Origin of the sequence: Conexibacter woesei Iso977N (genome assembly GCF_000424625.1) — a bacterium.
Lineage (GTDB): Bacteria > Actinomycetota > Thermoleophilia > Solirubrobacterales > Solirubrobacteraceae > Baekduia > Baekduia woesei_A.
Window position 1 is genome coordinate 2,002,527 of record NZ_AUKG01000001.1, and the last position, 20,041, is coordinate 2,022,567.

23 protein-coding genes are annotated in these 20,041 nt (G+C 71.5%); 15 read left to right on the top strand and 8 right to left on the bottom strand.

Features of this window, described 5'->3' with window-relative positions:
- Positions 1-2: 2 nt before the first annotated feature.
- A complete protein-coding gene (locus H030_RS0109830; protein ID WP_027005993.1) occupies positions 3-1,061 on the top strand; it encodes a metallophosphoesterase in 1,059 nt (352 codons plus the stop codon).
- Here H030_RS0109830 and H030_RS0109835 read toward each other — a convergent pair.
- Complete coding sequence (locus H030_RS0109835) at positions 1,050-1,805, bottom strand: dipZ protein (RefSeq protein WP_027005994.1); 756 nt, start codon at positions 1,803-1,805, stop codon at positions 1,050-1,052. The genes H030_RS0109830 and H030_RS0109835 overlap by 12 nt on opposite strands.
- 177 nt (positions 1,806-1,982) lie before the next feature.
- Between H030_RS0109835 and H030_RS0109840 the strand changes: the two genes are divergently transcribed.
- From H030_RS0109840 to H030_RS0109865, 6 genes are all read left to right on the top strand, one after another.
- On the top strand, positions 1,983-2,696 hold the full coding sequence (locus tag H030_RS0109840) for a hypothetical protein (protein WP_155891953.1): 714 nt from the start codon (positions 1,983-1,985) through the stop codon (positions 2,694-2,696).
- Positions 2,697-2,870: 174 nt separating this feature from the next.
- Positions 2,871-3,629: a hypothetical protein gene (locus H030_RS0109845; RefSeq protein ID WP_027005996.1), complete on the top strand. Its 759-nt coding sequence runs from the start codon at positions 2,871-2,873 to the stop codon at positions 3,627-3,629.
- Positions 3,630-3,684: 55 nt separating this feature from the next.
- Positions 3,685-4,062, top strand: a complete 378-nt coding sequence (locus tag H030_RS0109850) for a hypothetical protein (RefSeq protein WP_027005997.1) — start codon at positions 3,685-3,687, stop codon at positions 4,060-4,062.
- Complete coding sequence (locus tag H030_RS0109855; RefSeq protein WP_027005998.1) at positions 4,059-5,480, top strand: hypothetical protein; 1,422 nt, start codon at positions 4,059-4,061, stop codon at positions 5,478-5,480. Before H030_RS0109850 ends, H030_RS0109855 begins: the two co-directional genes overlap by 4 nt.
- Positions 5,450-5,659 carry a hypothetical protein gene (locus H030_RS0109860; protein ID WP_196809066.1) on the top strand — a complete coding sequence of 70 codons (210 nt, stop codon included), beginning with the start codon at positions 5,450-5,452 and terminating at the stop codon, positions 5,657-5,659. The genes H030_RS0109855 and H030_RS0109860 overlap by 31 nt, the downstream gene beginning before the upstream one ends.
- A gap of 32 nt (positions 5,660-5,691) precedes the next feature.
- A complete protein-coding gene (locus tag H030_RS0109865) occupies positions 5,692-5,946 on the top strand; it encodes a hypothetical protein (RefSeq protein WP_027006000.1) in 255 nt (84 codons plus the stop codon).
- Between the two features lie 10 nt (positions 5,947-5,956).
- Here H030_RS0109865 and H030_RS0109870 read toward each other — a convergent pair whose 3' ends face one another.
- The 4 genes from H030_RS0109870 to H030_RS30855 all read right to left on the bottom strand — a co-directional run bounded on the left by H030_RS0109870 (position 5,957) and on the right by H030_RS30855 (position 9,429).
- Positions 5,957-6,565 carry an SCO family protein gene (locus H030_RS0109870; protein WP_196809067.1) on the bottom strand — a complete coding sequence of 203 codons (609 nt, stop codon included), beginning with the start codon at positions 6,563-6,565 and terminating at the stop codon, positions 5,957-5,959.
- A gap of 54 nt (positions 6,566-6,619) precedes the next feature.
- A complete protein-coding gene (locus H030_RS0109875) occupies positions 6,620-7,693 on the bottom strand; it encodes a hypothetical protein (RefSeq protein ID WP_155891954.1) in 1,074 nt (357 codons plus the stop codon).
- A 79-nt stretch (positions 7,694-7,772) separates the two neighbouring features.
- On the bottom strand, positions 7,773-8,405 hold the full coding sequence (locus tag H030_RS0109880) for a response regulator (protein WP_027006003.1): 633 nt from the start codon (positions 8,403-8,405) through the stop codon (positions 7,773-7,775).
- Between the two features lie 34 nt (positions 8,406-8,439).
- The gene (locus H030_RS30855) at positions 8,440-9,429 is read right to left on the bottom strand and encodes a sensor histidine kinase (protein WP_051222226.1); all 990 of its coding nucleotides are present in this window, start codon (positions 9,427-9,429) and stop codon (positions 8,440-8,442) included.
- A gap of 200 nt (positions 9,430-9,629) precedes the next feature.
- Between H030_RS30855 and H030_RS30860 the strand changes: the two genes are divergently transcribed.
- The 8 genes from H030_RS30860 to H030_RS0109925 all read left to right on the top strand — a co-directional run bounded on the left by H030_RS30860 (position 9,630) and on the right by H030_RS0109925 (position 15,276).
- The gene (locus H030_RS30860; RefSeq protein WP_081690651.1) at positions 9,630-10,532 is read left to right on the top strand and encodes an alpha/beta fold hydrolase; all 903 of its coding nucleotides are present in this window, start codon (positions 9,630-9,632) and stop codon (positions 10,530-10,532) included.
- A gap of 41 nt (positions 10,533-10,573) precedes the next feature.
- Entirely contained in the window at positions 10,574-11,758 is a 1,185-nt protein-coding gene (gene moeB, locus H030_RS0109895; RefSeq protein WP_027006004.1) for a molybdopterin-synthase adenylyltransferase MoeB, read from the top strand.
- A 39-nt stretch (positions 11,759-11,797) separates the two neighbouring features.
- Positions 11,798-12,052 (top strand): ubiquitin-like small modifier protein 1, encoded by a 255-nt coding sequence (locus tag H030_RS0109900; RefSeq protein ID WP_231398395.1) that lies wholly within the window; start codon positions 11,798-11,800, stop codon positions 12,050-12,052.
- Between the two features lie 75 nt (positions 12,053-12,127).
- The gene (locus tag H030_RS0109905) at positions 12,128-13,102 is read left to right on the top strand and encodes a PLP-dependent cysteine synthase family protein (RefSeq protein ID WP_051222230.1); all 975 of its coding nucleotides are present in this window, start codon (positions 12,128-12,130) and stop codon (positions 13,100-13,102) included.
- A 74-nt stretch (positions 13,103-13,176) separates the two neighbouring features.
- Positions 13,177-13,458, top strand: coding sequence for a twin-arginine translocase TatA/TatE family subunit (locus H030_RS40640; protein ID WP_035126058.1), 282 nt, complete (start codon positions 13,177-13,179; stop codon positions 13,456-13,458).
- Between the two features lie 33 nt (positions 13,459-13,491).
- Entirely contained in the window at positions 13,492-13,902 is a 411-nt protein-coding gene (locus tag H030_RS0109915; protein WP_027006007.1) for a Mov34/MPN/PAD-1 family protein, read from the top strand.
- Positions 13,883-14,404 (top strand): hypothetical protein, encoded by a 522-nt coding sequence (locus H030_RS0109920; protein ID WP_027006008.1) that lies wholly within the window; start codon positions 13,883-13,885, stop codon positions 14,402-14,404. The genes H030_RS0109915 and H030_RS0109920 overlap by 20 nt, the downstream gene beginning before the upstream one ends.
- A gap of 11 nt (positions 14,405-14,415) precedes the next feature.
- A complete protein-coding gene (locus tag H030_RS0109925; RefSeq protein ID WP_196809068.1) occupies positions 14,416-15,276 on the top strand; it encodes an SDR family oxidoreductase in 861 nt (286 codons plus the stop codon).
- A gap of 2 nt (positions 15,277-15,278) precedes the next feature.
- Here the strand turns inward: H030_RS0109925 and H030_RS0109930 are convergent, their stop codons facing one another.
- The 3 genes from H030_RS0109930 to H030_RS0109940 are packed head-to-tail and all read right to left on the bottom strand — an operon-like array spanning position 15,279 to position 20,017.
- Positions 15,279-16,457 carry a hypothetical protein gene (locus tag H030_RS0109930; RefSeq protein ID WP_155891955.1) on the bottom strand — a complete coding sequence of 393 codons (1,179 nt, stop codon included), beginning with the start codon at positions 16,455-16,457 and terminating at the stop codon, positions 15,279-15,281.
- Positions 16,458-16,507: 50 nt separating this feature from the next.
- Positions 16,508-17,215, bottom strand: coding sequence for a DUF4352 domain-containing protein (locus tag H030_RS0109935; RefSeq protein ID WP_155891956.1), 708 nt, complete (start codon positions 17,213-17,215; stop codon positions 16,508-16,510).
- A 33-nt stretch (positions 17,216-17,248) separates the two neighbouring features.
- Positions 17,249-20,017, bottom strand: coding sequence for a penicillin acylase family protein (locus tag H030_RS0109940; RefSeq protein ID WP_027006012.1), 2,769 nt, complete (start codon positions 20,015-20,017; stop codon positions 17,249-17,251).
- Positions 20,018-20,041: the final 24 nt, after the last annotated feature.

A 20,041-nucleotide genomic window follows, 5' to 3' on the forward strand; every position in this document is an offset into this window, starting at 1 on the left:
CCATGCGGACGCTCGTCATCTCGGACCTGCACCTCGGCGGCCGCACGGGCGTCGACGTGCTCGTCCGGGATCCGGACGCGCTGCGCGCGCTGACCCGCGCGCTCCGGGACGTCGACCGCCTCGTCCTGCTCGGCGACACGCTGGAGCTGCGCCACGGCCCGGCCAGGGAGGCGCTCGCCGCCGCCCAGCCGGTCCTGGAGACGATCGGCGACGCGCTCGCGCCCGACGCGAGCGTCGCCCTCGTCCCCGGCAACCACGACTACGCGCTGGCCGCGCCGTGGCTGGACGCGCGGACCACGCCGCTCGGCCTCGGCGCGACCGCCGCGCCGGCCGCCACCTCGCCGCTGGCCGAGCGCGTCGCGGGCTGGCTGAACCGCGACACCGAGGTCGCCTACCCCGGCCTCTGGCTGCGCGACGACGTCTGGGCGACCCATGGCCATTACCTCGACCCGCACGGCACCGTGCCGACGTTCGAGCGCCTCGCCGCGGGTGTGATGGGGCGGATGGTCGGCCAGGTCCCCGAGCCGACCGCGACCGCCGAGGACTACGAGCGGATCCTGGCGCCGCTGTACGCGTGGATCCACGCGTCGGCCCAGCGCGCGCACGACGGCCGCGTCGGCGCGGGCGCGGGCCGTGCGGGCAAGGCCTACACCTTGCTCAGCGGCGACGGCCACCAGCCGCTGAAGGCGCGCCTGCTCGGCGCCGCGTTCCCGCTCGGGATCCGCGGGGTCAACCTGCTGAAGCTCGGGCCGGTCAGCTCCGACCTCTCCGGCGACGCGCTGCGGCGCAACGCGCTGGACGCGATGACCGCGGTGCTTCAACGCCTACAGGTTGATACGAGGCACGTGATCTTCGGCCACAGCCACCGCACCGGCCCGCTGCCCGCCGACGACGCGGGCGAGTGGCGGACGCCGTCCGGAACCAAGTTGTACAACTCGGGCTCCTGGGTCCACGAGCCGTCGTTCACCGGCGCGGCCGGCAGCGCGAGCCCGTACTGGCCCGGTGGCGCGGTCCTCGTGACCGACGAGGGACCGCCGGAGCTGCTCCGGCTACTCGGCTAGGCCGGGCGTGAACAGCGTGGCGAGGCAGCGCACGCCGTCGCCGACCTCGAGGTCGAGCACGCCCGCCTCGTGGTGCTCGTGCCGGACCAGCGAGTGCACGCCGGTGTACTGCACCGCGCGCTCCTCGCCGTTGACGACGATCGACGCGGACCCGGGCTCGGAGACCTCCAGGACCACCGAGACCTCGCCGGCCTCGTAGGGCCCGGAGTACGGTCCCTCGACGTCGGGCGTCGGCACGACGATCCGCGCGTCCGGGTCGTCCTCGGGGCGCACGTAGGGGACCGGCTCGCCGCCGACGTCCAGCAGCTCCTGGATCGCCGCCTCGGTCTCGTGGTAGCCGCCCTCGCCGAAGTGCACCTCGAACAGCCGCAGGTCCTGGTTGAACAGGTAGCGCGACGGCCAGCCCTGGTTCTCGTAGATCTGCCAGAGCTTCAGCTCGGGGTCCAGCAGCACCGGGTGCGAGATCCCGAGGCGCTCGATCGCGGCCGCGACCGTGTCCGCGTCCTGACCGGGCGCGAAGCCCGGCGCCTGGACCAGGATCGTGCGCAGCCCGGCCTCGCCGTAGCGCTCGTCCCACGCGTCCAGGTAGGGCAGCGTGCGCAGCGACGCGGGGTCGCAGAAGTCCCAGAACTCCAGCAGCACCGGGCGCCCGCGCTGCTTGTCCATGCGCAGCGTCGCCACGTTGAGCCACTTCAGGGCCGCCGGGAACATCGGGGCCGCGATCGTGTCGGTCGGGACGCGCACGGCGGGCGACGGTAGCAGCGCCCGAGGTTCGGCCGCGGACCGCCCCGGCGCAAATCCGTTTGGTTCAGACCGCAACTCTCGTGCGCTCCAGGTTCTGGATAAGCTGCGCTCCCGTCCCGCGAATCTCTTGGAGGAGAAGCTTTGCGCAAGGTCTCTATTGCCGTGGCCGTGATGGCCGTGGCACTGTGTGTCACGGCTGCGGCCATCGCCGCCACCAACCAGTACGCCGTCACCGGCTCGATCGCCAGCGGTGGTACGAAGTCGAAGCCGAAGGCCGTCGGCGTCAAGTTCAACTACACGATCAGGACCGACGACGGCACGTTGTCGAACCCGGTCAAGACGTACAAGATCCACTTCCAGGGTCTGAAGTCGGCTCCGAAGTACGTCGCCAACGGCAAGTACTGCTCCGCCGCGACGATCAACGCCGCCGCCTCGGACTCGGGCTGCTCGTCCAAGACGCACGTCGGCACCGGTGAGGTCAAGGCCTTCGTCGGCGCCGCCGGCAACGCGATCGACCCGAACGTCAAGTGCAACCTGAAGCTGGACATCTACGCGGGCAGCGCCAGGAGCCTGACGCTGTACCTGCATGGCCAGTCCCCGGAGTGCATCGCCTCGATCTCCCAGGCGATCGACGCCAAGCTGACGACCGACTCGACGGGCGGCGCCCTGACCTTCACGGTCCCGCCGACCCTGCTGCACCCGGTCACCGGCCTGGACTCCGGCATCACGCAGGTGTCCTCGACGATCAGGACGTTCGGCAAGGGCAAGAAGGCGCTCTTCTACTCGGACGGCACCGGCTGCAAGTCCGGCAGCAAGCGCCAGATCGAGGTCACGTTCACCGACGAGACCGGCACGGCCTCCAAGGCCAGCAACGCCGCCGGCAAGTGCTGATCCAGCACTGAGCAAGGCATAGAAGTACGCCGAAGGGCGGGCCACACGGCCCGCCCTTCGTCATTTCTGGGGAGGGCGCGATTGGACGGATGTCCTAGGGACGCCGTGACCGCCGCGCGGAGAAGGTAGGCGCGTCCCGCAGGTCCCGCAGTTCCCAGGAGGAGGAGCAGTCCCGTGCGCAGCATCCGCGTGCTGGCCGTGGTCGCGTTGGCGGCCCTCGGCCCGGTGGCCTATGCCACCGCCCAGTCGTCTTCGACGACCGTGTTCACCGTCGGCGGCACCGTCTCGGTGCACGGCGGCACCAAGGCCAGGCCCAAGCCCGGCGGCCTGAGCTTCAGGTTCGACGTCAGCGACCCGTCCGGCAACCAGACCCCGCCGGTCCAGACCTACTCGATCATGTACGAGGGCGGCCGCCTCAACACCGCGCTGATCCCCGGCTGCAAGGCCGACGCGATCAACGCCCCGGCCACGCCGACCACCGACGTCTGCCCGAAGGGCTCGCAGATCGGCGCCGGCAGGCTCAACGCGCTGATCGGCTCGGCCGGCCAGCCGGTGTCGACCGCGTCGACCTGCGCGGCGACGCTGCAGCTGTTCAACGGCGGCAGGGGCCACGCGACGCTGTTCGTCAGCTCCGAGCTGGCGACGTGCCCGATCGCGCTGCGCCAGGCGATCGACATGCAGTACGTGACCAGCGGCGACATGGCCGGCCTGAAGTTCACGGTCCCGGAGCTGCTGCGCCACCAGGTCGGCCTCGACATCACGGTCACCCACGCCGACGCGACGCTCAGGACGATCGTCGTCAGGAAGCGGGGCAGGAAGGTCGGCTACATCGAGTCGACCGGCTGCAAGGACGCCACGCGCGACCTCGTCGTGACGTTCACCGACGAGACCGGCGCGTCGTTCCCGGCCAAGGCGTCGGTGGGGAAGTGCTGACGTAGGGGCACGGTGCTGACGCCGGGAGGACGCCGCGTCCCCTAGGTTGTGGCGCATGTCCTCTCGCGCGCGCATCGCGATCGTCCTCGGTGCCGTCGTCGTGCTGGTCGTCGCGCTGGTCATCGCCAGCAGCGGCGGCAGCGACGACGGCGGCAAGAAGGACTCCAGCGCCTCCGACGTCGTGACCGTCAAGGACGCCAGGCCGGTCGGCGGCGTCCAGAGGCTGAAGTACACCAAGGGCGGCACGATCCACTTCACGGTCAACTCCGACACCGCGGACGAGATCCACTTCCACGGCTACGACAAGCACCAGGACGTCAAGGCCGGCGGCTCGGTGACGTTCGACGTGCCGGCGACGATCGAGGGGCGCTTCATCGTCGAGCTCGAAGACCACAAGACGCAGATCGCCGAAGTCGAGGTCGACCCGTCGTGACGCCGCGCCGCCGCCGCGCCGGCCTGATCGCGAGCGCCGCCGCGCTCGTCCTCGCGCTGCCGGCCAACGCCTCCGCCCACGGGCTGGTCGGCAAGCAGGACCTGCCGATCCCGCGCTGGCTGTTCGCCTGGGCCGCGGCGGTCGTGCTCGTCGCGTCGTTCGTCGGCCTCGCGGTCCTGTGGGCCACGCCGCGCCTGCAGGAGGTCGTCGAGCGGCGCCGCTTCGACGTCCCGGTGCTCGTCGAGTTCCTCGCGGGCCTGCTCGGCGTCGCCTTCTTCGCGTTCTGCATCTACGCCGGCTACTCCGGCACGCAGGCGGCGACGGCGAACATCCTGCCGACGATCATCTACGTGTTCTTCTGGGTCGTGATCCCGTTCGTCAGCGTCCCCTTCGGCGACGTCTTCCGCGCGGTCAACCCGTGGCTGGCGGTCGGCAAGGCGTCCGGCTGGGTGCTGCAGCGCACGGGCGCGACCAACGGGATCGACCCGCTGCCCTACCCCAAGCGCCTCGGCCGCTGGCCCGCGGTGATCGGGATCCTGATCTTCGCCTGGGTCGAGTTGGTGTACGCCAACAGGGACGACCCGTCGCAGCTGGCCACGATGGCGCTCGCGTACTCCGCGTTCCAGCTCGTCGGCATGAGCCTCTACGGCACCGAGGCGTGGTCCAAGCGCGCCGACGCGTTCGGCGTGTACTTCGGGATGTTCGCGCGCCTGTCGCCGCTGCACTGGCGCGACGGCGGGCTGGCGACGCGGCCGTTCCTGGCCGGCGCGCCGAAGCTCGAGCCGGTCGCCGGGACCGTCGCGCTGCTGTGCGCGATGATCGGCACGACGTCGTTCGACGGCTTCTCGCAGGGCAAGACGTGGAACTCGATCGTGCCGCACCTGCAGGACTTCTTCGGCTCGCTCGGCCTCAACGCCGAGCATGCGCTGGAGTGGGCGGGCCTGCTCGGGATGATGGTGATGGTCTTCCTCATCGCCCTCCTCTTCCGCCTCGGCGTGATGGGGATGCACACGGTCGGGCGCAGGCTGTCGACGCAGCGGCTGTCGGGCGCGTTCGCGCACACGCTGATCCCGATCGCGTTCGCCTACATCTTGGCCCACTACTTCTCGCTGGTCGCCTACCAGGGCCAGGCGATCGTGCCGCTGCTCAGCGATCCGCTCGGGCAGGGCCACGACTACTTCGGCGGCGCCGACACGGTCATCAACTACACCTGGATCAGCGCGACCGGCATCTGGTACGTCCAGGTCGCGGCGCTGATCCTCGGCCACGTCGCGGGCCTCGCGCTCGCGCACGACCGCGCGCTGGCGCTGTTCGAAAAGCCGCGCGACGCGACCCGGTCGCAGTACTGGATGCTGGCCGTCATGGTCTGCTTCACGAGCCTCGGCCTGTGGCTCCTCTCGGCGGCGGCGCAGCAGTGAGCGCCGCGGTCCTGATCGAGGCCCACGCGGGCCACTGGTTCGCGGGGCTGCTGTACCTGGCGCCGGTGCTGATCGTCGTCGGCGCGCTGCTGTGGCAGTCCCACAAGGACAAGCAGCTCGGCGACGACGAGGACGATCCGGACGACCTCGGCGAGGCCGGACACTACGACGTGAGCTGAGGCCCGCGTCGCGGGTAGGACGGCGTCATCCGATGACCGTCCGCCAGCTGCACAACCTGCTGCGGGGCCTGACCGACACGAGGGAGCTGGTCGTCCGCCGGCGCGCCGGCGGCGACGTGCTGCGGGAGGTCTGGCGCGCCGCGCAGGACGAGGCGGACTGCGCCTACGCGGAGTGGGCGCAGCGGCGCGGGCGCGAGGCCTACATGATCTACCGCGCGGCGGCCGACCGCGCCGACGCGGCGCTCGACGCGTTCGCCGAGGCGTGCGGCATGCCGCTGGCTCGCTGAGCCTCGCGCGCTAGCTCGCGAGCAGCAGCCGGAGGTCGTGCGCCAACCCCTCCGGGGTCAGCTTGTCGACCGGCCAGCCGACGCGTTGCGTGCCGTTCTTGTCGACGAGCACGACGTAGGCGGAGTGGTCGAACTCCGTGCCGGTGCCCCTGCCCTGTGGCCTGATCCCGTAGGCCTTCCAGATCGGCTGCAGCTGCGCCCTGGTCCCGAGCAGGAACCGCATGCGCTTGGTCAGGCCCTGCTGGTTGACGAAGCGGCGCGCGTTGAGCTGCGTGTCGTTGGCGGGGTCGACGGAGATCGCGAGCGTCGGGACGTCCTTGCCGACCTGGTCCAGCGCGCCCTTGATCTGCTGGGCGGTCAGCGGGCAGGTGTCCTTGCACGTCGAGTACATGAACGTGAGGATCACCGGCTGCCCGCGGTACTGGGCCAGCGTGGCGGTCCTGCCGTCCTGGTCCTTGAGCGCGAAGCTGACCGGCGGGATGCCCGGCGGGCGCAGCGCGCCCTCGAAGCCGGGGCCGCCGGAGTCCCTGGTGCCCTTCGCGAAGACCACGACCGCCAGCGCGCCGATCAGGACGAACGACGCCGCGAGCATGAGCGCGAGGCGGGCGCGGACGGGCATGACGGTCATGCTAGGTGGTCGTGCGGGGCGGGGCCGGTGTGACCGGCCCCGGGACTACTCGGCGGTTTCGGCGTCGCCGTCGGGCTGCGGCGCGGAGCCCGTCTCGGGCGCCTCTTCCGCGGACTCCGGCGTCTCGACCGGGGCCTGCGCCTCCGGCTCCTCGGACGTCGTCGCGGGCGTGACCGGAGCCTCGGGCTCGGCGGCAGCGACCTCGGCGACGGGCGCCTCGGCGGCCGGCGTCTCCTCCGGCTCCGGCGCGGCCGGCTCCTGGTCGGCGAACAGCCCGGCGAGCTGGTCCAGGCCCTTGATCTTGGCGCCGGCGAAGCCGCCGCCGAACGACGTCTGCTGCCTGCTCTGCTTGGCGTCCTCGCGACGGCGGCGGCGCTGCTCGTCGCGGCGCTTGTCCTCCTCGTCGCGGGCGCGGCGCTGGGCCTGGCGCGCCTCGCGCTCCAGGAGGTCGCGCTTGGGAAGGATGATCTGGGCGGCCTTCTCGGGCTCCAGCGACGCGATCAGCTCGGCGGCCATCGCCTGGCCCAGGGCCTCGGCGACCTCGCTGGACGGCTGCGCGTTCTTCTTCATCCGGCGCGCGGTGTGCGACGCGCGGGCCAGCTGCTTGGCGGCGTGCTGGGAGACCGGGCGGCGGGCGCCCTTCTGGAAGCCGCGGACGCTCTCGGTGACCTCTTCGCGCAGCTTCTCCGGGAACTGCCGGAACAGCTCCTTGAGCTGGTTGACGTCGAGGCCGTCCTTGGTGGCGGCGACGGCGGCGCGCAGCTCGGGCCACGGCAGCGGCTCGCGCTTGGGCTTCTCCTGCAGGCGCTTCTTGACGACCGGGACCTTCTTCGGCTCCTTCGCCACGCCGATGATCTTCGGCCCGACGGTGTCGTCGGACGCGGGCGCCTCTGACGCGGGCGCGTCGGACACGGGTGCGTCGGACGCGGGCGCCTCGGACGGCGCCTCGGCGGCCTGCTCGGTCGGTGCAGCAGCCTCGGGGGACTGCTCGGCCTGACTCACCTCGGCCTGCGCGGGAGGGTCGACCTGCGGCGCCTGCTCGGCGGCCGCCGGCTGCTCCGGCTGGGTCGGCTCCTGCGCCGCGACGGCGCCCTCGGGATGCTCCTGCTGCTCGCTCACCACCACGAAGGATGACCCATCCGGCGTGGCGATGTCGTTACGCCATGTTGCGGGCCGGACGCTTGCCGCTCCGGCTCGGCTACGGCTCGATCAGCCCGCGCCGGATCGCGTAGCGCACGAGCTCGACGCGATCGCGCATCCCGAGCTTGCGCAGCAGATTTCCGCGGTGGCTCTCGACGGTCTTCTCGGAGAGGTGCAGGATCTCGCCGATCTCGCGGTTGGTGTGCGCCTCGGCGATGAGCTTCAGGACCTCCTGCTCGCGCGGCGTCAGCGGCTCGGACGGGCCGGTCGCGTCGTCCTCGATCCACGTGCGCACGAGCGCGCGCTGGGCGGCGTTGGTCAGGAACGGCTCGCCGCGCACGACGGCGCGGACGGCGTCGACCAGGAACTGGTCGGCCTCCTTCTTGAGCACGTATCCGCCGGCGCCGGCCTTCAGTGCCTCGAACAGGTAGCGCTCGTCGTCGTGCATCGAGAGGATCAGGACCGCCACCTCGGGCGCCTGGGCCTTGATCTCGCGCGCGGCCTGCAGGCCGGTCAGCTTGGGCATCGTGACGTCGAGGATGCAGACGTCGGGGCGGTCGGCCAGCGCGCGCTCGACGGCCTCGGCGCCGTCGCCGGCCTCGGCGACGACCTCCATGTCGGACTGGCGCTCCAGCAGCAGCTTCAGCCCGCCGCGGACGACCCCATGGTCGTCGGCGATGAGGAGCTTCATTCCGCGATCCCCGTGGGGTCGGCGATCATCAGTCTCACGCGGCGCGCTCCCCGGACCAGAGGTCGCGGTCCAGGCGCAGCTCGACCGCCGTGCCCCTGCCAGGTGCGCTGGCGACCTGCAGCCGCCCGCGCGCGAGGCGCGCGCGCTCGCGCATGCCGACCAGGCCGATGCCGTCGTTGCCCTCCAGCGTCGAGAAGCCGACGCCGTCGTCGACGACGCGGACGATCGGGCGGCCGTGGTCGCGCCCGACCTCGACGAGGACGTTGGACGCGTGCGCGTGGCGCGTGATGTTCGAGAGCGACTCCTGCACGACGCGGTAGACCACGGTCTGCTCGTGGTCGGGAAGGTCGTTGAGCGGGTCATAGCAGCGCAGCGTCGCCGGGACGCCCGTCTGGTCCGAGAACCGCTCCAGCTGCGTCCTCAGCGCGGCCTCGAGGCCGTGGTCGTCGAGCGCGGCGGGGCGCAGCTCGCGCGCCAGCCGCAGCAGCTCGTCCATCGCGGCGACCGCGACGGCCTTGGTCTCGCGCAGGTCGGCCTCCAGCTCGGGCGGCGCGTCGTGCACGTGGGCCTCCAGGCGCAGCAGGACGGCGGTCAGCGCCTGGTTGCACTCGTCGTGCAGGTCGCGCGCGACGCGCGCGCGCTCCGACTCCTGGCCCTGGAGCACGGCGGCGGCGGTCCGGCTCCGCTCGTCCTCGAGGCGGTCGAGCATGCGGTTGAACGCCTCGACGAGGCGCACGACGTCCTCGGAGTCGGCCTCGGGCACGTCGGCGCGCTGGCCGGGCGCGGCGAGGTCGATGCGCTCCATGACGTCGATCAGCTTGTCCAGCGGCGCGAAGCGGCGGCGCAGCACGACCGAGTTGACGAGCACCATCCCGAGGATGCCGGCGACCAGGACCAGCGCCTGGCGGCGGCCGACGACGTCGTCGACCGACACCCGCGCGGCGACGATCGCGGCCGCGGCGGTGGCGGTGATCAGCAGCGCGTTGATCGCGAGGATCTGGGTGGCGAGCGTCGGCTTGCGCATGTTGGGGTCTAGACCCCATATCGACCGCTGCCGCCGACACCGATAATCGTGGTGCAGCAAGTCCCATCCGGAGCCTTTTGAAGCGGGGCTCCGGCAAGGCACGTGGCGAGGCACCGTCCATCCCCCGCCGGGGGGCGCAAAGGATGGACGGTGACCTCCAACGAGACAGCGACGGCTCAGCGCTCTAAAGTCGCTTTGCAATGGCTGAGACCCGGACCCCTCCGTCGTCGATCTCAACGCCGGACGGGCGCACGCTGGTGGTGCACCAGGGCGGCGCACCCGACGGCTTCCCGATCGTCGTCCATCACGGAACGCCCGCTGCCGGCATGGTGCTGGAGCGCGAGAGCGCCATGGCGGCCGAGCGCGGCCTGCGGGTCATCGGCTTCGACCGCCCCGGCTACGGCGGCTCGGACCGCAAGCGCGGGCGCACCGTCGCCGACGTCGCGCTCGACGCCGAGGTGATCCTCGACGCGCTCGGTCTGGAGCGCTGCATCACCTGGGGCGGGTCGGGCGGCGGCCCTCACGCGCTCGCCTGCGCCGCCATGCTGGGCGAGCGCTGCGTGGCGGCGTTCTCGATCTCCGGCGTCGCGCCGTGGGACGCGCCCGGCCTGGACTGGTGCGCCCGCATGGGCGCCGACAACGTCGCCGAGTTCGTCGAGTCGGCGAAGGGGGAGGAGGCGCTCGTCGCCTACCTGGCCGACGCGCCGTACCAGTTCGCGACCGTCACGCCGCGCGACCTCGTCGCCTCGATCCGGTCGGTCGTCTCCGACGTGGATGCCGAGGTCATGACCGAGGTGATCGCCACGCAGTGGGTCGAGGTGATGCAGTACGGCCTCACGAACGGCCCGAGCGGCTGGATCGACGACGACCTCGCGATGACGCGGCCGTGGGGCTTCGACGTGACCGCGCCGCGGCCGGGCGGTGTGCCGGTCGAGATCTGGCACGGCGCCCACGACCTGATGGTGCCGGCGGCGCACAGCCAGTGGCTGGCGAAGCACGTCCCGGGCGCGGTCTACCGCTTCTTCGAGGACGAAGGGCACGTGTCCCTGCTGGAGCGGCACATGGCCGTGTTCTACGACGCGGTCGCGCGCTACACTTTCTGAAGCGCGAATTCCCGACCGACGTTCAGGTGATTAGGACCCCGATGAGCCCCTCAGGCGCCGAGTACATCAAGCAGGTCAAGAGCCAGATCGACGAGATCGATCCGTCCGCCGTCAGCGAGGTCCTCGGGGCCGACGGCGTCGTGATCATCGACGTCCGCGAGAGCGACGAGTGGGACGCCGGGCACATCCCGGGCGCGAAGTTCGTCACGCGCGGCCACCTCGAGTCCCGGATCGAGGGCGCGGCCCCGAACCGCAGCGACCGCGTGATCCTCTACTGCGCGTCGGGCAACCGCTCCGCGCTGGCCGCCAGGACGCTCCGCGAGGAGCTCGGCTACGAGAGGGTCGAGTCGATGACCGGCGGCTACACGCTGTGGAAGGACCGCGGCTACGAGGTCGAGGTCCCGCGCACGTTCACGCCCGAGCAGCGCCAGCGCTACTCGCGCCACTTCCTGCTGCCCGAGGTCGGGGTCGAGGGCCAGCAGAAGCTGCTCGACGCCAAGGTGCTGCTGCTCGGCGCCGGCGGCCTCGGCTCGCCGACCGCGCTCTACCTCGCCGCCGCGGGCGTCGGCACGCTCGGCATCGTCGACGACGACGTGGTCGACGTCTCCAACCTCCAGCGCCAGGTCATCCACGCGACCTCGCGCGTCGGCGTCCCGAAGGTCGACTCCGCCGAGCAGGCGATCAACGACCTCAACCCGGACGTCGTCGTGCGCAAGTACGAGACGCGCCTGGACGCCACCAACATCGTCGACATCATCAGGGACTACGACATCGTGGTCGACGGCGTCGACAACTTCCCGACGCGCTACCTGCTCAACGACGCGACGGTCCGGCTGAAGATCCCGGTCGTCTCCGCCGCGATCCTCGGCTTCGAGGGCCAGCTCTCGGTCTTCGCCCCGTACGACGGCCCGTGCTACCGCTGCCTCTTCCGCCAGCCGCCGCCGGCCGAGCTGGCGCCGTCGTGCGGCGCCAACGGCGTCCTCGGCGTGCTGCCGGGCACGATGGGCCTGCTGCAGGCGACCGAGGTCGTCAAGCTCATCATCGGCGCCGGCGACCCGCTGATCGGCCGCCTGCTGATCTACGACGCCCTCGACGCCTCGACGACCGAGCTCAGGGTCCGCCGCGACCCGGAGTGCCCGATCTGCTCGCGCGCGCCGGACGCGATCACCGACGACGAGCTCGGCGTGTTCCCCGACTACGAGGCGTTCTGCGCCGCCGCGGGCTAGGGTCCCGCTCCAGCTATGGCAACCATCCGCATCCCCCCAGTGCTCCGTCCCTCCGTGGGCGGCGAGCGTGAGGTCAGCGCCGACGGCGCGACCGTCGGCGAGGTCCTCGAGGGCCTCGCGACCACGCATCCCGACACCCGCGGCCAGCTCTTCGGCGCCGAGGGCGAGCTCAACCGCTACGTCAACGTCTACCTCAACGACGAGGACGTCCGCGTCCTCGACGGGCTGACCACGCCGGTCGGCGAGGGCGACAGCCTCGTGATCCTCCCGGCGATGGCCGGGGGCTGCGCGTAGCGCGCACGCAGCACCTGCCGACTTGTCAGCGACGCCCTGGCCGCCCGCCGGGGCGTCGCTATATTTCGTGAAGTCATGGCTGTCCCGCCTCTTCAGAACCGGCCTTGCGGTGGTCGCTACGGCGACATCGTGCAGGCGATCGGCAACACGCCGCTGGTCGAGCTCCGTCGCCTGTCGCCCAAGCCGGGCGTCCGCATCTGGGCCAAGATGGAGTCCCACAACCCGACCGGCTCGGTCAAGGACCGCGTCGCTCGCGCGCTGATCGAGGACGCCGAGGAGAAGGGCGCGATCGGCCCCGGCATGACGATCCTCGAGCCGACGTCCGGGAACACGGGCATCGCGCTGGCGATGATCTCCCGGCGCAAGGGCTACAGGCTGAAGGTCGTCATGCCCGACAACGTGACGCCCGAGCGCACGCAGCTGCTGCAGATGTACGGCGCCGAGATCGTCTACTCGCCCGGCGACCAAGGCTCCAACGGCGCGGTCGCGATGGCGCTGAGGATGGCCGAGGAGGACGCCTCGTACTACATGCCCTACCAGTACGGGAACCCGGCCAACCCGCGGGCCCACTACGAGGGCACGGCGCCCGAGATCCTGCAGGAGCTCGACGGCGACATCTCCGCGTTCGTCGCGGGCCTCGGCACCGGCGGCACGCTGATGGGCAACGGCCGGCGCTTCAAGGAGGAGCTCGGCGACGCGGTCAAGATCGTCGCGGCCGAGCCCATGCAGGGCGAGCCCGTCCAGGGCCTGCGCTCGCTCGACGACGGCTTCATCCCGCCGATCATCGACCTGTCGGTCCTGGACCGGAAGATCTTCGTCACCAACCGCGACGCGATCGTCTGGACGCGCAAGCTGCTCGACGAGGAGGGGATCTTCGCGGGCGTCTCGTCCGGCGCGATCGCCTCGATCGCCGTGCGGATCGCGAACGAGATGGACGAGGGCAACATCGTCTTCATCGTCTGCGACGACGGCTGGAAGTACCTGTCGTCCGGGATCTACACGCTGCCGGTCGACGAGGTCGCCAACCTCGACTCGACCGTGTGGTGGTAGTTGCCAGGCGAGCTACCCTTGTCGTAGGTCGTAAAGCAATGCCCCCACAACACACGGTCTGAGAGACTTCGATCATGCCCAGCGTCGGTTTCCCCGAGCTCATCGTCATCCTCGTCATCGCGCTCATCGTGCTCGGTCCCAAGAAGCTGCCCGAGGCCGGCAAGGCCATGGGCAAGGGGATGCGCGAGTTCAAGGACTCGCTCTCCGGGATGACGGACCACGACGACGACGATCGCCCCGCGATCCGCTCAGAAGTCCCGGCCCCGCAGGCCCAGGCCCACCGCTTCGACCCGATCACGGGCGAGCCGCTGACCGCCGACGCGCGCCGCGAGCGCGACGCCGCGGCCGTCGAGTAGCCCGCTCCGCCTGCCGCTACTGTCCGGGGTCAGATGCGCATCGCCCCGGACCTCCTGCAGCAGATCGTCGACCACGCCCTGCGTGACGCGCCGAACGAGTGCTGTGGGTTCGTCTGGCTGCGCGACGGGGTGGCCGAGGAGGTCGTCGCCGTCGAGAACCAGACGCCGAGCCCGTTCCGCTTCGAGATCGGGCCGTCCGATCTCCTGCTGCTCGGCGACGTCGACGACGAGGACGGGCGCGCGGCGATCATCTACCACTCGCACACGCGCTCCGAGCCGCGGCCGTCGCAGACCGACATCAACTTCGCGCGCAACTGGCCCGGGGTCGAGTGGTTGATCGTGGGCACCGCCGGCGAGACGCCGGAGGTCCGCAACTGGCGCATCGACCCTGACGGGACGGTCGCCGAGACCGAGGTCCACGTAGATGACGCGGCCGCGGCCTGACGACCCGCTCGTCTGCCCTCGCTGCGCCACGACCCACTCGCTCGACGAGCGCTTCTGCCCGGACTGCGGGATGCCGCTCGTCTACTCCGGCGCCGTTGACGGCTCTGGCGACCTCGAGCTGACCGAGCTGCAGGAGCGTGCGCGCAAGATCAAGCCGCAGCTCTCCGAGGGGCCGCTGACGAAGGTCGCCGCGGGCCGCAACCAGGCCGAGGCGGAGTTCATCCAGGGGTTGCTGCTGGAGGAGGGCGTGCCGTCGATGCTCAAGCGCTCGGCGGGCTCCGACGTCCCGGACCTCCTGGCCGCGGGGCGGCGCGACGTGCTGGTCCCACGGTCGGGGGTCGACGTGGCGCGCGACGTCCTGATGGAATCCGAGCTGCTGCCCGCGCCGGGGTCCGGCGTGACGCGCGCCGTCGACTCGCCGTCGCGGATCTTGTTGGGGTTGTTGAGCGCGCTCGTGCTCGTGGCGTTCATCGCTTGGATCGGAACGGAGCTGCTGGTTTGACGAACATCGCGGTGACGGGAGCCACCGGGGCCGTGGGCTCGCGCGTGGCCAAGCTGCTGCGCGCCGGCGGCGTGCACCCGCGGCTGGTCGTGCGCGACCTCGCACGGGTCGAGCCGGTGGCGGGCTTCGAGGCGGTCGCGATGGGGCCGCGCGGCTACCGGGACCAGACCGAGCTGACCGAGGCCCTGGGTGGCTGCGACACGCTGTTCCTGGTCAGCGCGCGCGAGGCGGCGGACCGCGTCGTCGAACACGCCCACGCGATCCGGGCGGCGGTCGACGCGGGCGTCACGCGGATCGTCTACACGTCGTTCCTCGGCGCCGATCCCGATGCCGTCTTCACGTTCGGCCAGGACCACTACGCGACCGAGCAGCTGATCCGCGAGTCCGGCGTCGCCTGGACGTTCCTGCGCGACTCGTTCTACCTGGACTTCCTGCCGCACATGGTCGGCGAGGACGGCGTGATCCGCGGCCCCGCCGGCGAAGGCCGCTGCGCCTGGATCGCCCGCGACGACGTCGCCGCCGCGGCGGCCGCCGTCCTGCAGGACGGCGACGGAGCGCACGATGGCAAGGTGTATGACTTGACCGGGCCCGAGGCGCACACGCTGGCCTGGGCGGCCGAGCAGCTGTCCACGGTGACCGGCCGCGAGATCAGGTTCCGCAACGAGACCGTCCAAGGCGCCTACGAATCCCGCGCCCACATCGACGCTCCGGACTTCGAGAAGGACGGCTGGGTGACCTCCTACGTCGCGATCGGCGTCGGGGACATGGACGTCGTCAGCGACGCCGTGGAGTCGCTGACCGGCACCGCGCCGCTCGGCCTGGAGGCCTGGCTGGCCGCCAACCCGGCCGCCTGGGCGCACCTGAAAGTGTAGGACTACTGCGAGGCGCGCGGCGCGCTGTCGTGGGTCCACGTGAAGCCGCCGGACGGACTCGCCGCAAGGCCCGCGAGGCTGCCGGCCGGGCCGCTGTCGAGGACCGTGGCGCTCCTGGAGCCGGGGGCGGGCGGTGTCGCGATGCGCAGCGCGCCCTGCTCGTCGGCCCCCAGCCAGGCCGGCACGCCGGTCGTGCTCACGGCCACCGACCGCACGTCGACGCAGCTGTGGTTGTCGCTGAGCGCCGGCTGGAGCTTCCGGCCGGTGCGGGCGTCGATGACCAGGACGCTTGCCTGCGTCGTGTCGTTCGGGCACTGCTGGTACTTGTTGTTCGCGGCCTCGGGCAGCGCGACGAACGGCCCTTGGGTGGCAATGCGATCCTCCAGGAGGATCAAGGGGTCGGACGTGAACGCGATGCCGTCGCGACCGGTCTCCTTCGAGCACACGCGGTAGGCCTTGATGTCGCCGTCGGTGCCGAAGCCGTAGTCGGCGACGGTCACCCGCAGCTCCGGCGTGTCGCGCACGACCGTGGCGTACCGCGACCGGATCGGGCAGCCGCCGGCGTCGCGCGGGACGGGCCGGACGTCGTAGGAGCCGGCGCCGCTCTCCGCGAGCCAGACCAGCGTGCGGCCGTCCTCGACCTGCTCGTCGTCAACGGCCGGTGCGAGCGTGCGTGCGGCGTGACCGGGCCGCGCGAGAACGAGCGCGGGCTGATCGGGACCGGTCACCTCGTAGGCGAGCGCGCCGCCGGGCAGCGCGAGCACCCCCAACTGGTCGGAGGAGAGGAACGGGTCGGGATGGGGCTGCGGCCCGATGCGGCGGTGCGCCTGGCGCGTCGCGTGGCGGACGTCGGCACTGCGCAGGTCCTGGCGGGGATGCTGGGCTGAGCCGACCAGCTCGCTCCAGATCACCTTCGTGCCCTGCACGGCCGGGGAGCCGAGGAGCGGGAGGTGCCGGCCGGAGTCGCCGACGAAGCCGCGGCGCAGCGTGACGCGGCGCCCGCGGGCGCGGTCGCAGGCGACGATCGCGGCGCGGCCCACGGCGGTGCTCGTCCGGGTCGCGACGACGCGCGGCGCGGCCGCGGTGCGGTGGCACGGCGACGGGCCCTGCGCGGCGCCTGCGGGGGCGGCGAGGGTGAGGGCGGTGGCCGTGGCGGCGAGGGCGAGCGACAGGCGGTGCATCGGTCGCATCAACGCGCTTCAGCGGTGGAGGTTCCGCAGATCCTCGAAGCCTAGTTGTAGAGGCGGATCGCGCCGAGCGGTGGGTTCTCGTCGGCGCCGCGGCCGAAGTCGGCGAAGAGGATCACGCCGTGGTCCTTGATCGCGGCGACACGGGCCTCGGGGACGTCGAAGACGAGGTCGCCGGTCTGGGCCTCGTCGGGCTGGATCGTCTTCATCTGGAACATGAACGACGCGTCGTCGGCCTCCGTCGCGGCGTGGGTGTCCTGCGTGTACTGCCTGTTGTCGACCACCAACGTCGCCGTCTCGTCGCCCGCGCCCCGGAACTCCTGGGGCGAGTTGGTGCGGTTGGTCACCGCGACCGAGACGATCACGAACGCGCCGGTGGCCGTCGCGTGCACGCCGTCGGAGGACGCCGTGCCGGCGGCGACGCGCAGTCTCTTGTAGCGGACCTTCAGCGTCTTGAGGACGAGCGGGTGCGCGCGGCCGGTCACCGTCAGACGGACGTCGCCCTTGACGCAGGTGCCCTGGAGCGTGTCGGTGACCTTCTGGCTGCAGACCGGCGGCTTGCCGCTCGCCGTGGTGGTCCTGGTGGCCGTCGTCGTGGCCGTCGTGCTGGGGGCGGTCGCCGTGGCCGGCGTGGTCGACGCGGCGGCCGCGATGGTGGTCGTCTTGACGACCGTCACGGTCCTGCCCGACCCGCCGCACGCCGCCAGCCCACAGCACGCCAGCGCAGTCCCCGCCCAAAGCACCATCTTCATGAGCGGGGACCCTAGCGCTGTTCGCCTCGGCTGTCAGCGGTGCCCGCTGATCTCGACCGTCTGCTGATAGGTGGGGCGGTTGATCCAGGGGATCAGGGGTTGGGTGATGCCGCCCAGTGCGCGGAAGGAGACCTTGTCGAAGCACATCTGGTCGCCGTCCTCCCTGGCCCTCTGGCAGGTCGCGTCGCCGCCGTAGAGCTGCGATGCGGGCACGGCCAGCGCCGCCTTCAGCGACTGGCGCAGCGCGGTTCGGCAGGCGGTCAGCGAGCCCTTGCCGCAGAACGTGCGGGCGTAGGGCTGCTGGACCCTCTGGCCGAGCACGTCCATCAGGTCCTTCTTGGCGTAGCCGTACCAGCCCTCCTGGTAGGCGGACCCGAGGTGGTCGCCGTCGTTGTTGGGGCTGTTGTCCTGCTGATGGGGCAGCGTGGAGAAGACCTCCGGGCCGAGCGTCGGCTCGAACTCCGCCTTCATCCACAGCGGCCACCAGGCGTCCATGATCCGGACCGCGTCGGCGTCGTCGTAGACCCCGTTGTTGTCCTTGTCGCGCCGCTGGGTCCCGTGCCTGACCCACGCCCTCAGCGTCTGCACGGCCGACCTCAGCGCCGGGTCGCTCGGGCTCCCGATCACCCTCAGCGCCAGCGGCAGGTCCTCCTGTCCGCGCAGGTCGGTCGTCCCGGCCTCCTCCATCGCGTCGACCAGGCCCGGGAGGTCCAGTTTCCTCCCCCCGGAAAGTCGTGTGTCTACCTGCTTGTCGAGCATCTGCGAGCGGAACACCGAGCTGAACAGGTTGGAGTCCGCACCGCTGAACCCAGGCGCCTGCTTGTTGTTCCAGGACGTGATGTAGGCCTGGTTGACGACCTGCGGATGCTGGGCCGGCGGCGTGTAGTCCGCCACGTTGGTGTCGGGATCCCAGCCCTGCCAGGTGTTGTCGGCGCTCATCGGCAGCTGGCCGGTCGTGCCCCTGGCCCGGACCGGGTTGTTGCCCGAGTTGTAGTAGGCGATGTCCCTGTCGTTGGTGTAGAGCCAGTTGAACGTGTAGCCGATCTTGGCCGCCGACTTCATGAAGTCCTTGGGTGTCTTCATCTTGTTGGGGTCGTTGAAGTCGCTGAACCCGCGGGCGCTGTCGACCTCGTGCATGTAGGTGCTGCGCAGGGACGTGAACAACACGGGCCTGCCGCCGACCGTTCCGCGCGCCCGGACGATCCCGAGCTTCGTACGCAGCACCTGCAGCGTCTCGGAGCCCGGCGCGGTCTGGTCGGCGAGGTTCGGCAGCCACGTGTTCCTGCGCTGCAGGACCTCGACCGGGAGGCACTGCCCGCGGAACAGGTAGTGGCTGTCGTCCTGGCAGGTCGGGATCGCGAACGTGTCGATGATGTCCTGGCCCGCCGAGGTCGCCGACCACGCGTAGTCGTTGCCGTGGCCGAGCTCGACGAACATGTTGACGCCCGCGAACGCGGCGCCGCGCGCGTCGATCGTCGGCGCGTGGATGTCCTCCTCCATCAGGATCTGCGGGGAGAAGTAGCCGACCTGCGGGCCGAAGACCGCCAGCGGGTGGCCGGACTTCGAGTCCCTGGCCGAGACCAGCAGCGCGTTGGAGTTCGCCCTTGGCAGGCTGATCAGGCCGCCGAGGCCGGACGCGCCCGGCAGCGGCAGCGACGGCAGACCGGGGACGCTCGGGACGCCGGGCAGCGTCACGCTCGGCGTCGTGCTGCTCGCCGCCCCGGGGCTCGGCGCGGCATCGCTCGCGCTGCCGGCGACCACGATCGGCTCGTCCCTCAGCGAGCCCTCGTCCGGGAGCACCTCGGCGCCCCTGGCCGGGTCCCTCACCGGCTGCTGGTAGTCGAACGTCCTGCCCTTGACCGTCGTCGGCGCGTCCGGGTCGTCGAAGGCGCTGAGCTGAGACCAGAGCGTCCGCCCGTCGGCGCTGCCGAAGCGGTCCTGCAGGCGCTGCAGGAACTGCGCCTCGGCCAGCTCCTGGCCGCCGCCCTTGCCGAAGATCGCGCCGACCAGCGACGCGGTCGCGATGACGTCGGTGCCCTGCCAGTCGTCGGGGCCGAGCGGGTGGTTGGTCGCCGCGTACTCGCCGGGCATCATGGTGGGGTTGGTCCGCGCCGCCGAGATGTAGGCGTTGATCCCCGCGACGTAGTCCTTCAGGTCGTTCTGGAGCTGCGTGCCGTCGGCGCCGTAGAGCACGGGGAACTGGTCGATCTGATGTTGGAGGTCCTGCTCGGTGTAGGGCGCGAGCGACCACTGCTCCTCGTCCATCGCGCGGTTGCCGGGCGCGCCGCCGGCGAACGAGGACAGCTCGGCGCGGCCGAGGTGGCGCAGCACGTCCATGAAGAACAGGCGGTCGGTCGCCGCCGCGTAGCCCGCGCCGAACATCGCGCCGCCGCGCGTCGTCGCGTAGATGTGGGGGACGGCGAACTGCTTGTCGCGCGCGATCGTCACGTCGCTGCGCGGGGACACGGTCGACGCGACGTCGTTGGGCCGCACGCCGAACGTCGAGTCCTTGAAGTAGTTGGACAGCTGCGACGCCCTCAGGCCAGGCGTCGCGCGGACGAGGTCGGCGTACATGCCGAGCTGGTCGTCGTTGTGCGCGGGCCGCTGCCCGGTCGTCAGGAACGTGCCGAGCTGGACGAGGTTCGCGAGGCCGTTGGTCCCGGGCGGCAGGATGTCGTGGAAGCCGCCGCCGCTGTCGTCGCCGGTGCCGGCGGGCGGGATCGGGACGTCGGCGCGCGCGGCTGCGGCAGGCGCCAGCAGCGCGAGGGCCGCGACCAGCGCGGCGACCCGGGAACCTCTCATAGGACTTGGACCTCCTCGGCGGCC